16 protein-coding genes are annotated in these 14,139 nt (G+C 58.3%); 12 read left to right on the top strand and 4 right to left on the bottom strand.

What is annotated here, in order from left to right:
• The first annotated feature begins 36 nt into the window (after positions 1–36).
• The 6 genes from ACWXTG_RS00305 (at position 37) to ACWXTG_RS00280 (ending at position 7,041) form a co-directional block, all read left to right on the top strand.
• Complete coding sequence (locus ACWXTG_RS00305; protein ID WP_480220320.1) at positions 37–480, top strand: winged helix-turn-helix transcriptional regulator; 444 nt, start codon at positions 37–39, stop codon at positions 478–480.
• Positions 481–1,035: 555 nt separating this feature from the next.
• Positions 1,036–1,506: a formate dehydrogenase subunit gamma gene (locus tag ACWXTG_RS00300; RefSeq protein WP_480220319.1), complete on the top strand. Its 471-nt coding sequence runs from the start codon at positions 1,036–1,038 to the stop codon at positions 1,504–1,506.
• A complete protein-coding gene (locus tag ACWXTG_RS00295; protein ID WP_480220318.1) occupies positions 1,503–3,053 on the top strand; it encodes a formate dehydrogenase beta subunit in 1,551 nt (516 codons plus the stop codon). Before ACWXTG_RS00300 ends, ACWXTG_RS00295 begins: the two co-directional genes overlap by 4 nt.
• Positions 3,054–3,134: 81 nt before the next feature.
• Complete coding sequence (fdhF, locus tag ACWXTG_RS00290) at positions 3,135–5,984, top strand: formate dehydrogenase subunit alpha (RefSeq protein ID WP_480220317.1); 2,850 nt, start codon at positions 3,135–3,137, stop codon at positions 5,982–5,984.
• 2 nt (positions 5,985–5,986) lie between these two features.
• On the top strand, positions 5,987–6,823 hold the full coding sequence (gene fdhD / locus ACWXTG_RS00285; RefSeq protein WP_480220316.1) for a formate dehydrogenase accessory sulfurtransferase FdhD: 837 nt from the start codon (positions 5,987–5,989) through the stop codon (positions 6,821–6,823).
• The gene (locus tag ACWXTG_RS00280) at positions 6,820–7,041 is read left to right on the top strand and encodes a formate dehydrogenase subunit delta (protein WP_405029480.1); all 222 of its coding nucleotides are present in this window, start codon (positions 6,820–6,822) and stop codon (positions 7,039–7,041) included. The genes fdhD and ACWXTG_RS00280 overlap by 4 nt, the downstream gene beginning before the upstream one ends.
• A 208-nt stretch (positions 7,042–7,249) precedes the next feature.
• Here the strand turns inward: ACWXTG_RS00280 and ACWXTG_RS00275 are convergent, their stop codons facing one another.
• Positions 7,250–7,747, bottom strand: coding sequence for a Spy/CpxP family protein refolding chaperone (locus tag ACWXTG_RS00275; protein ID WP_287112032.1), 498 nt, complete (start codon positions 7,745–7,747; stop codon positions 7,250–7,252).
• A gap of 195 nt (positions 7,748–7,942) precedes the next feature.
• On the opposite strand from ACWXTG_RS00275, the gene ACWXTG_RS00270 reads away from it, so the two are divergent.
• Positions 7,943–8,641, top strand: a complete 699-nt coding sequence (locus ACWXTG_RS00270; RefSeq protein WP_480221248.1) for a response regulator — start codon at positions 7,943–7,945, stop codon at positions 8,639–8,641.
• A gap of 18 nt (positions 8,642–8,659) precedes the next feature.
• Positions 8,660–10,000: a sensor histidine kinase gene (locus ACWXTG_RS00265; RefSeq protein WP_309564654.1), complete on the top strand. Its 1,341-nt coding sequence runs from the start codon at positions 8,660–8,662 to the stop codon at positions 9,998–10,000.
• 1 nt (position 10,001) lies between these two features.
• On the opposite strand, the gene ACWXTG_RS00260 is transcribed toward ACWXTG_RS00265, so the two are convergent.
• Positions 10,002–10,313 carry a hypothetical protein gene (locus tag ACWXTG_RS00260; protein ID WP_309564653.1) on the bottom strand — a complete coding sequence of 104 codons (312 nt, stop codon included), beginning with the start codon at positions 10,311–10,313 and terminating at the stop codon, positions 10,002–10,004.
• A gap of 184 nt (positions 10,314–10,497) precedes the next feature.
• Here ACWXTG_RS00260 and ACWXTG_RS00255 point away from each other — a divergent pair, with 184 nt between their 5' ends.
• Both ACWXTG_RS00255 and ACWXTG_RS00250 read left to right on the top strand, forming a co-directional pair.
• Complete coding sequence (locus ACWXTG_RS00255; protein ID WP_309564652.1) at positions 10,498–11,004, top strand: MarR family winged helix-turn-helix transcriptional regulator; 507 nt, start codon at positions 10,498–10,500, stop codon at positions 11,002–11,004.
• The gene (locus tag ACWXTG_RS00250; protein ID WP_309564651.1) at positions 11,001–12,185 is read left to right on the top strand and encodes an MFS transporter; all 1,185 of its coding nucleotides are present in this window, start codon (positions 11,001–11,003) and stop codon (positions 12,183–12,185) included. Before ACWXTG_RS00255 ends, ACWXTG_RS00250 begins: the two co-directional genes overlap by 4 nt.
• 36 nt (positions 12,186–12,221) lie before the next feature.
• On the opposite strand, the gene ACWXTG_RS00245 is transcribed toward ACWXTG_RS00250, so the two are convergent.
• Positions 12,222–12,551, bottom strand: a complete 330-nt coding sequence (locus tag ACWXTG_RS00245) for a cupin domain-containing protein (RefSeq protein WP_407995192.1) — start codon at positions 12,549–12,551, stop codon at positions 12,222–12,224.
• Positions 12,552–12,670: 119 nt separating this feature from the next.
• On the opposite strand from ACWXTG_RS00245, the gene ACWXTG_RS00240 reads away from it, so the two are divergent.
• On the top strand, positions 12,671–13,057 hold the full coding sequence (locus tag ACWXTG_RS00240) for a DUF4144 family protein (protein WP_480220315.1): 387 nt from the start codon (positions 12,671–12,673) through the stop codon (positions 13,055–13,057).
• A 3-nt stretch (positions 13,058–13,060) separates the two neighbouring features.
• Entirely contained in the window at positions 13,061–13,273 is a 213-nt protein-coding gene (locus tag ACWXTG_RS00235; RefSeq protein WP_309564648.1) for a DUF3820 family protein, read from the top strand.
• Between the two features lie 427 nt (positions 13,274–13,700).
• On the opposite strand, the gene ACWXTG_RS00230 is transcribed toward ACWXTG_RS00235, so the two are convergent.
• Positions 13,701–13,973 (bottom strand): hypothetical protein, encoded by a 273-nt coding sequence (locus ACWXTG_RS00230; RefSeq protein ID WP_407995792.1) that lies wholly within the window; start codon positions 13,971–13,973, stop codon positions 13,701–13,703.
• Positions 13,974–14,139: the final 166 nt, after the last annotated feature.

Below are 14,139 nucleotides of genomic sequence, written 5' to 3'. Positions count from 1 at the left end.
CAACCTTAATTCAGATATCCCGACGAAGGGAACACCATGCCTCGCCGCAACCCGAAAAAACCTGAAACCTGCCCCGTAGCACGCTCCGTCGATGTGGTTGGCGACCGCTGGTCGCTGCTCATCGTGCGTGACGTTTTCGACGGCATGCACCGCTTCGGCGATTTCCAGCGCAGCCTGGGCGTGGCCCGCAACATCCTGTCCGACCGTCTGCGCCGGCTGGTCGATGCAGGCATCCTGCAAACCCGGCCGGCTTCAGATGGCACTGCCTATCAGGAATATGCACTGACGCCCAAGGGGGAAAGCCTGTTTCCGGTGGTGGTGGCCTTGCGGCAATGGGGGGAACGCCATTTGTTTACCCAGGAAGAACATCACTCCCTGCTGATCGACCGAAAAACCAAGCAGCCTATCGCTTATATGGCCCCGCAAGCCAGCGACGGTAGCGCCCTGATGCCGAGCGAAACGGAAGTGCAGAGGCTGTGACAGCATCAGCATACTGACGCAGGCCGATTTCAAACCATTGCCGAATATTGCTGTCTTATTTTTACACGGTCGGGTATAGCGGGCTCAGCGGATGGATTTCACGAGATAACGCTGGAATCACCGCAATAATTGACCTGAAAGCCGTTATTTACGGCTGAAAATAGCCCTACTTCGCATGGTAGTTTTTATTGTCCGACCGTGTACAATTCGGTATATAGTTCGTACTATAAGCAAAGCAAGCATAACAATAACGTAGTCGTAGTTAGAACCTGTTCAAGGTCTTTTTATGGGATACGTTGATCCGGTAAGGCAGCCGAAGCAAGGCGCAAACCACAGGCGTGCTGATAGCACGGCGAGGATTTGCAACGCAGCAGCGGCTGCCTTACCGGATCAACCCGCAGGGCATGGCTTGAAAACGCGCCCGCTCTGCGTTGCAGTCCTTGACGAGGGCAGTAAGCATCCCCTGCGGACTGCGTCTTGATCGGACGCGTTTTGAAGTCATGCGTACCGATAAAAAGACCTTGAACAGGTTCTGGTGGATTCGAGGAGAAAGTAATGCATGACCAGATGGCACGCATTAAATCGCACATCGAATCACATCAACACATGGCCGGTGCGTTAATGCCCTTGTTGCATGCGATTCAGGACGATTTAAGCTATATCCCGGAAGAGTGCTACGGCTTGATCGCCAAGGCGCTTAATCTCTCTGTCGCGGAAGTCCATGGCGTGGTGACGTTTTATCACCATTTCCGCACTAAGCCGCCAGGCAGGCATGTCCTGCAGGTATGTCGCGCCGAGTCGTGCCAGGCCATGGGTTGCGGCGCGCTGGAGACCCATGTGAAGTCCTCGCTGGGCATCGACTACCATGAAACCACCAGCGACGGCAGCATCACGTTGGAACCCGTCTATTGCCTAGGCAACTGCGCCTGCTCTCCCGCCATCATGCTCGATGACGAAATCTACGGCCGCGTCAGCCCCCAGCAAGTCGAATCCCTTCTCGCCGACGCACGGAGGGACAATCCATGAATACCGTTTACATTCCCCGCGATTCCAGCGCCCTTTCACTGGGCGCCAACCTGGTGGCCGCAGCCATCGCCAAGGAAGCCGAATCGCGCAATATTCCACTGAATATCATCCGTAATGGCTCCCGCGGCATGTTCTGGCTAGAGCCGTTGGTCGAATTAGCAACGAGTGCGGGGCGCATCGCCTACGGCCCCGTCACGCCTGACCAGGTGGCATCCCTGTTTGACGCAGGCTTTCTTGATGGCGGACAGCACGCGCTGAGCCTGGGCCCGACGGAGGAGCTGCCCTGGATGAAGCGCCAGGAGCGCCTGACCTTTGCGCGCGTCGGCATCACCGACCCGGTGTCGCTGCAGGACTATATTGCCCATGACGGCTACAAAGGCCTGCGCAACGCGATTGACATGGCACCACAAGATATTGTGCAGCAGGTCACCGATTCCGGCCTGCGTGGGCGTGGCGGCGCCGCTTTCCCGACCGGCATCAAGTGGAAGACGGTGCTGGAAGCGCCAGCCGAGCAAAAATACATTGTGTGCAATGCAGACGAAGGCGACTCAGGGACATTCTCCGACCGCATGATCATGGAAGGCGACCCGTTCGTCCTGATCGAGGGCATGACGATCGCAGGCATTGCCGTCGGCGCCACGCAAGGCTATATCTATGTACGCTCAGAATACCCGCACTCGATCGCCGCGCTCAACCTGGCGATCAAGAGCGCCTATGAATCAGGTTATCTCGGGCGGGGCATTCTCGGCAGCCAGCATGACTTCTACCTGGAAGTGCGCCGTGCCGCGGGCGCTTATGTCTGCGGCGAGGAAACCGCCTTGCTGGAAAGCCTGGAAGGCAAGCGCGGGCTGGTGCGTTTCAAGCCGCCGCTACCCGCCATTTCCGGCCTGTTCGGCAAGCCGACCGTCATCAACAACGTCATCTCCCTCGCCAGCGTGCCCATCATCCTCGACAAGGGCAGCGTCTATTACCGTGACTACGGCATGGGCCGTTCCCGCGGCACCTTGCCAATCCAGCTCGCAGGCAATATCAAGCATGGCGGCCTGGTAGAAAAAGCCTTTGGCGTCACCCTGCGCGAATTGCTGTACGACTACGGCGGCGGCTCCGCCAGTGGCAGGCCGATCAAGGCTGTCCAGGTCGGCGGCCCGCTAGGGGCTTACCTGCCGGAATCGCAATTCGACACACCGCTGGATTACGAGGAATTCGGCAAATTGTGGGCCGTGCTAGGCCACGGCGGCATCGTTGCCTTCGACGATACGGTGGATATGGCGCACATGGCGCGTTATGCCTTTGAATTCTGCGCCGTGGAATCCTGCGGCAAGTGCACCCCATGCCGCATCGGCTCCACCCGCGGCGTGGAAGTCATGGACAAGATCATGGCAGGCACCGATCACGCCAAGCACATCGCATTGGTGCGCGACCTCAGCGATACCATGCTGAACGGGTCGCTCTGCGCGCTTGGCGGCATGACGCCCTACCCCGTTCTGAGCGCGCTCAACCATTTTCCCGAGGATTTTGGCGTGAGCAAGAAGGAACGCGCGGCATGAGTTAACGCAGCAAACATCCGGCAAACCACCCTGCCCCACATAAAAAGCGGGGTTTGCCAAAGTGGTCAAGAGGAGAAAGTGATGGACAAGCAAGCGGATTACGGCACCCCAGCGAGCCGGACAACTGAGCAGCAAGTCACGCTGGAAATTGACGGCATGCAAGTGACGGTCGCCAAAGGCACATCGATCATGCGCGCCGCGATGGAGGCGGGGGTCAGTATTCCCAAGCTCTGCGCCACGGACAGCCTGGAGCCGTTCGGCTCCTGCAGGCTCTGCTTGGTGGAAATCGAAGGCAGGCGCGGCTATCCCGCCTCCTGCACCACCCCGGTCGATGAAGGGCTGAAGGTGCATACGCAAACGCCCAAGTTGGCCGACATCCGCCGCGGCGTGATGGAACTCTATATATCCGACCACCCATTGGACTGCCTCACCTGCTCCGCCAACGGCGATTGCGAACTGCAGGACATGGCCGGCGCCGTGGGCTTGCGCGAAGTGCGCTACGGCTATGACGGCGAAAACCACCTGGCCTCCGGCAAGGATATCAGCAACCCCTATTTCCAGTTCGACGCCTCCAAGTGCATCGTCTGCTCGCGTTGCGTGCGCGCCTGCGAGGAAACGCAAGGCACCTTCGCGCTCACCATCCAGGGCCGCGGGTTCGACTCCAAGGTTGCCGCAGGCAATTTCGACAATTTCCTCGATTCGGAATGCGTCTCCTGCGGCGCCTGCGTCGCCGCCTGCCCCACCGCGACATTGATGGAAAAAACCGTGGTCGAGCACGGCCAGCCCGAGCACAGCGTCATCACGACCTGCGCCTACTGCGGCGTCGGCTGCTCGTTCCGCGCCGAGATGAAGGGCGAGCAGGTGGTGCGCATGGTGCCGGACAAGAACGGCGGCGCCAACCACGGCCACTCCTGTGTCAAGGGCCGCTTCGCCTGGGGCTATGCCACCCATCGCGACCGCATCACCACGCCGATGATACGCAAGAGCATCCACGACCCATGGCAGGAAGTGAGCTGGGAGGAAGCGATCGGCTACGCCGCCAGCGAGCTCAAGCGCATCCAGGCCAAGCATGGACGCAATTCCATAGGCGCCATCACCTCCTCGCGCTGCACCAACGAGGAAACCTACCTGGTGCAGAAGCTGGTGCGCGCCGCTTTCGGCAACAACAACGTCGATACTTGCGCCCGCGTCTGCCACTCGCCTACCGGCTACGGCCTCAAGCAGACCCTGGGCGAATCCGCCGGCACGCAGACTTTCGACTCCATCATGAAATCCGACGTGATCATGGTCATCGGCGCCAACCCGACCGACGGCCACCCGGTATTCGGTTCGCAGATGAAGCGCAGGCTGCGCGAAGGCGCGAAACTCATCATCGCCGATCCGCGCGCGATCGACCTGGTATCCGGCCCGCACGTCAAGGCGGATTACCACCTGAAACTACGCCCAGGCACAAATGTCGCGCTGATCACCGCCATGGCGCATGTGGTCGTCACCGAAGGCCTGGCCGACGAAGCCTTCGTCAGGGAGCGTTGCGAGTGGGATTCCTACCAGTACTGGAGCGAATTCGTCGCGCAGCCCGAACATTCGCCGGAATCCATGCAGGAAGCCATCGGCGTACCCGCCGCCGACATCCGCGCCGCCGCGCGCCTGTTCGCGACGGGTGGCAATGCCGCGATCTACTACGGCCTGGGCGTCACCGAGCACAGCCAGGGCTCGACGATGGTGATGGGCATCGCCAACCTCGCGATGGCTACAGGCAACATCGGGCGCGAAGGCGTGGGCGTCAATCCGCTGCGCGGCCAGAACAACGTGCAGGGCTCCTGCGACATGGGCTCGTTCCCGCACGAGTTCCCGGGCTACCGCCACGTGTCGGACGACGCTACCCGCGCCTTGTTCGAGGCCGCCTGGGGCAGGCCGCTCGACAACGAACCCGGCCTGCGCATCCCCAACATGCTCGATTTCGCGATCGACGGCAGCTTCAAGGCGCTGTATTGCGAAGGCGAGGACATCGCCCAGTCCGACCCCAACACCCAGCACGTCACCCATGCGCTTGCCTCCATGGAATGCGTGATCGTGCAGGACCTGTTCCTCAACGAGACCGCGATGTACGCCCACGTGTTCCTACCCGGCTGCTCCTTCCTGGAAAAGAGCGGCACATTCACCAACGCCGAGCGCCGCATCTCGCCCGTGCGCCGCGTGATGACGCCGAAGAACGGCTACGAGGACTGGCAGATCACCGCCCTGCTTTCCGAAGCGCTGGGCTACCCGATGCCTTACCAGCATGCCTCGGAAATCCTGGACGAAATCGCGCGCCTCACGCCGACCTTCCATGGCGTCAGCTTCAAGAAGCTGGATGAAATGGGCAGCGTTCAATGGCCATGCAACGAAGAGCATCCCGACGGCACGCCCATCATGCACGTGGATGAATTCGTGCGCGGCAAGGGCCGCTTCATGATCACGGAATACGTGCCGACTTCGGAAAAGGTCAACGGCAAGTACCCCCTCATCCTCACCACCGGGCGTATACTGTCGCAATATAACGTGGGCGCCCAGACACGCCGCACCGACAATGTCGCCTGGCATCCCGAGGACGTGGTGGAAATCCATCCCCAGGATGCGGAAGACCGCGGCATCAAGGATGGCGACTGGGTGGGAATCACCAGCCGTGCGGGCAACACCGTGCTGCATGCCAAGATTACCGAGCGCGTTCAGCCCGGCGTGATCTACACCACCTTCCACCATCCGGAATCTGGCGCCAACGTCATTACCACCGATAACTCGGACTGGGCAACCAATTGCCCTGAATTTAAGGTCACTGCGGTGCAGGTCACCCGCGTGTCGCAGCTGTCAGACTGGCAGCGCCACTACCAGGAATTCAGCGACGAGCAGATTGCCCTGGTCAAACAACGGGATACAGCCCGTGTGGAATAAGGATGAATGCATCAGAGTTCTTGATTGAAGCGGAAGCGACCGACAGCCGTGTGACGGTGCTCAAGTACGAGCATGGCGAACTGCATGAGTTGCAGGACCAAGTCGCCGAGGAAGTGCCGGTCGCCATGATCTACAACGGCATATCGCACGCCGTCATGCTGGCCACGCCGGACGACCTGACCGATTTCGCGCTCGGCTTCTCGCTGTGCGAGGGCATATTGTCCGACCCGAAAGAGCTGTACGGCATCGACATCGTCGAGCGCGTCAATGGCATCGAGCTGCAGATGGAAATCGCCAGCGAGAATTTCGTCCACCTGAAGGAACGCAGGCGCAGCATGGCAGGACGCACAGGCTGCGGCCTTTGCGGTTCGGAAAGCCTGGACCAGGCCATCAGGGTGCCCCGCAGGATACAGGCTGCGGATATCACTTTCGATGCCGAAGCCATATACCGTGCCCAGCGCGAATTGCAGGCCCAGCAGGTATTGCAGGGCAGGACAGGTGCGACCCACGCGTCGGCCTGGGCGGACCGGGAAGGCAAGGTGCTGCTGGTGCGGGAAGACGTCGGGCGGCACAATGCCCTCGATAAATTGATTGGCGCTCTCGCCGAGCGGCAGCTGTCCCGCGAGGGGTTTGTGCTGACTTCCAGCCGGGCGAGCTACGAAATGGTGCAGAAAGCCGCCAGCGCGGATATTCCCATGCTGGTGGCAATCTCCGCGCCCACCGGGCTGGCGATCCGCATGGCCCAGGGCTGCGGCCTGACCCTGGTCGGATTCGCCCGCAAGGAGCAGCATGTCGTTTATAGCGTCGCGGAACGCTTGTTACACAAGGAGCTGGCATGAGCATGAACATCGAGCAGTTGGTGAAGATGGCCAACCAAATCGGGGATTTCTTCCGTTCCTATCCTGACCATGAACAGGCGAAGAAGGATATTGCGAGCCATTTGCAGCGTTTCTGGGCGCCCCAGATGCGCCAGCAGATCCTGCAGCATATCGGCGAGCATCCGGATAGCGGCCTCAATCCCCTGGTATCAAGCGCCATCAGGGAACATCTTCATTAAGAGCGGTCAACAAAACTCTCCTCGTGTCGTTGCCCTGCCTTACCGTACTGCTTGTACTGCCTGCGGCAGAGCGCCTAGCCAGGATCGCTTCGCTGAGTTCTGTTAGCCGCTCCAAGGTTGCCCTGCTCAATAAAAATGCCCGGCGCAGACCGGGCATTTTTATTACATAGTGAATTGATGCTTAAGAGTGTTATCTTGCCACCTCTTCTTAAGCCTTTTCATCATGCTTGGGGCGTACCTTGGATTGGAATTCGGCCCATTTCTGCTTTTGCTCGGGCGTCAGCACTTGGTAAACCTCATGCAGCGTATTGCTGCGCAACACCAATAAATCCGCTTGCAGCTTGGCTTGTTCGCTGGCGATCTCCTGCACTTTCTTTTGATCGTATTGATCATTCGCGGAAGCTGAAGCCAGGGCCTTGAATGAAGCGTGCAAAGCTTGGCGCTTTTCAGCCAGCACCGGCTTCTGCTTATCGACGATCTGCTTCACCTGGGTTTGCTGCTCGCCGCTCAGGTCCAGCTTGCTGAGCTTGCGTTCCAGGAAACGCCCTTCGGAAAAACCGCGATGCTCGCCAAACGCGGCATGCTTTTTATCCTTGTCGCATTTCTTGTCGCCATGCCCCGACTCGGCATGCACTGCAATATTCATTGCCAGCAAGGAGGAAGCGAGGATAAGGGATGGAACCAGGAATTTGCGTGGCTTGATCATGATGAATGCTCCTTTGGTTGTGAAGAACGACAAATAACCTTGTCTGCATACTATGATCCAGACCTCGGCTAAATGTTTGTTGCCTTTGGTCAAATCGGTGTAATTGTGCGTAAAACTTTGTAAGATGCTGATTCCTGCTATAAAGCCTGCGGCAGAATGCCGTTTGCAATGTTAAAGAAGTGAAAGGTGAACACAGTGCTACGTATCCTGCTCATCGATGATGACGTCGAACTCTGCCAGATGATGGAAGAATACCTGGGGGCCGAGGACTTCACATTGACGATCGCCCATGACGGGGAAGAAGGTGCACGCCTTGCCCTTTCCGGTGAATACGATCTCGTGGTGCTGGATGTGATGATGCCCCGATTCAACGGCTTCGACACCTTGCGCCTGATTCGCGTCAGCAGCCAGATCCCGGTGATCATGCTCACGGCCAAAGGCGACGAGATAGACCGTATCGTAGGCCTGGAGCTGGGAGCCGACGACTATCTGTCCAAGCCGTTCAACCCGCGCGAGCTCGTGGCGCGCCTTCGCGCCATACAGCGACGCGTCGTTGTGCGTGACGAAGCCCTGCACAGCCAGAGCACGCCCAACATCACTCGCGTCGGCAAAATCGCCATCTACCCTTCCGAGTGCATTATCGAGTGGAAAGGCGAACCGCTGGACATCACCACCAGCGAATACGCCCTGCTGGAAGTCCTGGCCCGCCATGCCGGGCGCGTCGTCAGCAAGGCCGACCTTTTCACCCAGGCATTGGGGCGGCCGGAAAGCCGCTATGACCGCAGCGTGGACGTGCATGTGAGCAACTTGCGCCAGAAACTGGGCCTGCTGGAAGACGGGCGCTCGCCGATCCAGACCGTGCGCGGCGTCGGCTACCAGTTCATCGCGGGTTAACCTGACCGGACAATATCCATGGGCAAGCTATTCTGGAAAATATTTCTTGGATTCTCACTGACGTTGCTGGTAACTGTCGCAGGCGTTGGCGGTGCAATCTACCTGAATGAAAGAAACCCTTCCGGCGAAGAAGGCTTCCTGCGCGACCGCAGGGCGGATTTCGTTGTCGGCATCACCGCCAATGCCCTGCAATACGGCGGGGAAGCGGGCGCCAAGGCCTTGTTCGATAACTGGCCCGGGCACAAGGTGCCGACCGTACTGGTAATAGGCCAGGACCATGAGGATATCCTCAACCGCACGGTCCGGCCCGAAACCCTGCAGCAAGCCATCCATGCGCTGGACCAAACGCCGCCCATCCCCAGCGTGCGGCGCGTGCAGGCCAGCGACGGCAAGCAATACATCCTCTTCATCCCGGCCGATAGCGCAGACTCTGCAGGCCCGCCCCGCTACAACCTGCAGCTGCAGATTTTCATCGCCCTGCTTGCAAGCCTGCTGTTCAGCGCGGGGTTTGCGCTCTACCTGAGCCGCCCGATCAAGCTCCTGCGCCAGGCCAGCCGCAGGCTTGCCGAGGGCGACCTGAGCACGCGCGTGAGCCCGGATCTTGGCAATCGCAACGATGAACTGATAGAGCTGGGCGAAGATTTCGACTATATGGCAACGCGGCTGCAAACCTTGCTCGATGCCCAACGCCTGCTGTTGCACGATGTCTCGCATGAGCTGCGCTCGCCGGTCGCCCGCATGCGGCTGGCGGTGGGCCTGGCCCAGCAGCAGCCGGACAAGCTGGCCTCGGCGCTCAGCCGCATCGAGCGTGAAACCGAGCGGCTGGACGAGCTGCTCGGCCAGATGCTGACGCTTTCGCGCCTGGAATCTGGCATCAGCAGCGAAAGCAGCGAGAAACTCAACCTCAATGACCTGCTCGCCACCATTGTCCAGGACGCCAATTTCGAGGCGCAAGCCGTCGGCAGCAATATCGCGTTCCATGCGTCGAACGAAGTGATATTGCACGGCCATTACGAATTGCTGCGCCGCGCGTTCGAGAACATCATCCGCAATGCGCTCAAGTACAACCAGGCCGGCGAACCGATCGAGGTATCCATCAGGCAGGAGCATCATTCCGTGACGGTGGAAGTGCGCGACCATGGCCCAGGCTTGCCGGAAACGGAAGTGGAGTCGGTATTCCAGCCTTTCTACCGCGTGCGCGGCACGGACAAGGCAGGACATATCGGTTATGGCCTGGGCTTGGCGATTGCCAAGCGGGCCATCGAACACCATCAGGGGAGCATTTCGCTCAGCAATTGCGATGATGGCGGTCTATGCGTACGCTGCACCTTCCCATTAGCCATCACCGCGTCTTCGTGAGTTATTGCAGGGTAAAAATGTAATTGGGGCTGAATTCCACCGCGTAGCCAGCGGGCACTTCTGCCGCATGCCTCGCGGTTCGCAGTTGCGCTGGCAGCGACCTAGGCAGCAGGTATTCATAATGCAGTGAATCGGTAGTGGCCTTGAGTTGCTCCTTGGGCAGGCGCACTACGCGCTCGGGATGATTCCTGTCCCGCGCAGGCCCCATATGCCAGTCGAGCGCCAGGCAAATATCATCCTGGTGCTCGAAAGCATCACTCAGGTAGATATCCCCGCCGTCGTCAAACGCAACACATACCTTGAACAGTTCCATACAAGCTTCCCGATTTATTCTTGATGTGATTGAGGAGGCGCCATCATGCTTGAGCGGCACCTGATGCGCAGTAGGAAGCACCTGAAGTTGACGTAGGAGAATACTGATAGGCCAAACCTGCAGATTTGCTGGCCAGGAGATTTTATCTTAATATCAAGATAAATTAACTTAACATCGAGATATTATGGGAAGCCAATCCTCCGCCCAAGACCATATCGACCAGCTGATCGCGAATTGGGAAAACATCAGCCCCGGGCGCGACTATCGCGATATGGAGCTGGCGACGCGGCTGTTGCGCACCGTCACCCTGCTCATGAAGGACATCATGCCGGTCATCAATGATGCAGGGTTGAACCAAGGGGAGTTCGATGTCATCGCCACGCTCTACCGCAACGGCGGGACGCTGTCCCCGACCGCGCTTTACCAGCGTCTGCTGATTACCTCGGGCGCCATGACCAACCGGCTGGACACCCTGGAATCCAAAGGATTGGTGGAGCGTACGCCAGACGCTCAAGACAAGCGCGGCACCGTGGTCAAACTAACGGCGGATGGCAGGATGCTATTCGAGCCATTGCTCGAACGCTATCTTGCCAAGCTATCTTCCGCCCTGAGTCCGGTTCAGGAACATGAAAGGGAGGCTATCAATCAAGGCCTGCGCCAATTACTACTGCATTTGGAGCAATCGCAATGAGGCGCAATGTGCTCATCGTCGTGATGTTGGTAGTGCTGGGGATCAACCTGCGCCCCATCATGGCCACCATAGGGCCGCTGACCGATTACCTGCTCCACCAGTGGCAGCTATCCTATGGCTGGATCTCGTTACTGAACGGTGTGCCGATCATCATGATGGGGCTGGGAGCGCTCACGAGCTATCGGCTTTTGCGACTTGCAGACTTACGGCGGCTGATCTCATTCGCACTGCTCATTCTGGGCATCAGCACCCTATGCAGGCTGATAGACCACAGCCCGGCAACCATGATTGCCTCTGCCGTCATGGCGGGCCTAGGCATCGCGCTGGCGCAGGCTTTCCTGCCGATTGTCATCAAACGGCAGTGGCCTGGGCATACCGCCTCATTCATGGGCATCTACGTCTCCGCCATCATGGCGGGGGCGGCCATCTCGGCCGCAGGCGCTCCCATATTGCTCGAGCATGCCGGTGCCGCGTTGGCGCTGGGCAGCTGGGGATGGTTGGCCGCCCCCGCCCTATTGATGTTCCTTCGGCTGGTTCCCGTCATCCCGCCGCAAGGCGCCGTTGCCGATACATCATCGCTAACGCCCGGGCGTTTCTGGCGCCTGGCGGTTTTCTTCGGCCTGGGCACCTCCGGCTTTACCTGCATGCTGGCGTGGCTGCCGCCGCATTTCCTCGACCTCGGCTATCCTCCCACCCAAGCCGGGCTGGCGCTCGCCCTGCTGAGCGCCACTGAAGTCGTCTCGGGGTTGGTGCTGTCGCAACTGGCGGCAAGGTCGGCAGATAGGCGTCCCTGGGTCATCCTGGCATTGCTGCTGGCGATCGCGGGAATGCTCTGCCTGAACGCAGGGCCAAATGCCGCATGGCTCGGCGTTGTCCTAGCGGGTGTTGGCGTCGGCGCGTTGTTCCCGCTCAGCCTGATCATCTGCATGGATCACCTGGAGGACGCACAAGCAGCCGGCATCGTCACCGCTCGCGTGCAAGGGGTTGGCTACCTGATCGCCGGGATATTGCCCATGCTGGCAGGCGTCATGAGGGACACCATGCATCATTTCGGGCTAGTCTGGATAGGCTTGGCAGCCGTCTTTGCCGTGGCAATCTGGCTGGCCGTGGGATTCGATCCCAAGCACTATGCACGATACCGCGTGCATTGGCAGGGAATGAAAAATGAGTGCCAGGGGTAGGCCGGCCTGCATGGAATCCACAGGCCGGCGTGACACTTAACGTGTGAAGAACAGCTTGATGCGGCGGTAAATGCGACCGATGAGGGTGCCGTCCAGCTGGTAATGCTTGCGCAGGGGCTGCTTGACTTCCCATGTGCAGCGCAGGCCTGCAGGGAAAGTGACCAGGTCACCCTTGCGGAAAGTCACGGGTGCGCCACCATCGTTAGGCGTAATCACCACTTCTCCATCAAGCACATAGGCAATTTCCTGTTCGGGGAACACCCATGGGAATGTCGAGACTTCCTTGGACCAGGTCGGCCACTTGCTGACTCCCAGTTGCTCCAGGCGGGCGGCGGACGGCTTGCTTTCAATCACGATCTTGCTCATTGATATACTTTCAGTATTGCCTCTTTCAATATTGTTCCAATATTGAAAGAGGCGTTTTAAAATCATGTTCCTGGATAACAGGAGCAAAAAGCCGTTATGGTAACGCCCATGCCTTCACAATGCCAGCAAGTCCCCAATTTCCTGCCCGCGGCGGGCCGATCAATACTGAAGAACGCCTGATGACGCTTGCGACTGCACAACCGCCCGTATGGCCGGCATTGGTCCAGCATCATGGCGATGCCGAGCTTGAGTTCATTCCTGATGCGGGTACGTTCGGGGCATGGCAAGCAGGTTCTACATCGGCAAAGCTCATCGATGCGGAAGGGAAGATTTTTGATCTAGATAGGAACAAGCGCCTAACTGCGGCAGGCTCCGCCTCGTTGGCGGAAGTCCTGATGTTGATCCGCGCTCACGCCTCGCTGGAAGGTATTTGCTGCACGCCAAAACTCGGCGCGCCTGACATCCCCTCGGCCATCGCCCTCCTCTCCAGCCTGGTGAAAGGGTAATCGATGGACACTCGCGACTTAGAGTTGCTGGTCACCCGCACCATGCCTTTCGGCAAATACAAAGGGCGGCTGATCGCCGACCTGCCCGGGAACTACCTCAACTGGTTTGCCCGCGAAGGCTTCCCCCCTGGTGAAATTGGACGTCTATTGGCGTTGATGCAGGAGCTGGACCACAACGGCCTCTCCGGCCTACTCACGCCTTTGCGCTCGCAATAATCCGCTTGCCAGGCTTTCCAAACCGCTTATCCCAAGCATGCAACCGGAATGATGTCGAGCATATGAAATGAAAACGCCGGGCAAAAAGCCCGGCGTCGGATTTTGAGTCTTCCGCCAGGGGGGGGGATGGCATGGACTCTAGGTAGCCTAAAAACAGGCTGGTACTTCACTTCACTAGTAAGCACCTTTTATGCCAAATTAAATAAGTTATTGATTAAAATAATAATAAATATTATTTATCTAACATTGCCCGCTCGAAGATGTCTCCAAAAAGAGACGCAATCCATTGAACCTGCTTTACGAAACAAAATTAACTATATGTTTTTAAATAACAATATCATGTCTCCCAAAAGAGACATAGATCTGACGTCAAAATGAAACGCAACATCATATGATAACTATCCAACATTTAGGATAGAAATAAAACTCAGTTGAGAGAGGCTCTATTAGCCAAATGCGCATTTTGCTCTAGCCATAACTGATCTTGCCGACGCACTTGTGCCACACGTTCCCGCCAATCTCGCAATTGCTCGTCCTCGATCTGCAGTTGGATCGCCATGATCTCCTGGCGCGAATAGCCTTCCTGCACCAACTGGGAATGCAAATGCACGCTCATCCGGGACAACAGGCGTTCGGCCTTCTTGTCGCTCAGCTCCGATGCCTTGGTGAAATACTCTGCCTGGTATATATAAGCTCTCATGATCAATCTCCCTTTGAACGACACGAAGCTCATCCTTGAACTTCAAACAAGGTAACCTAGCTTGATGTCATTTACATGACAATAATATGTCATAAGAACTAGTCTATTATTTTGCCCCGTTTATAAACGGCGAACAAAACAGACCGGATGATGAACATAGCCCCAC

This window comes from Methylobacillus sp. DLP286, from assembly GCF_056636515.1.
This window is presented reverse-complemented; position numbering and strand designations above follow the sequence as displayed.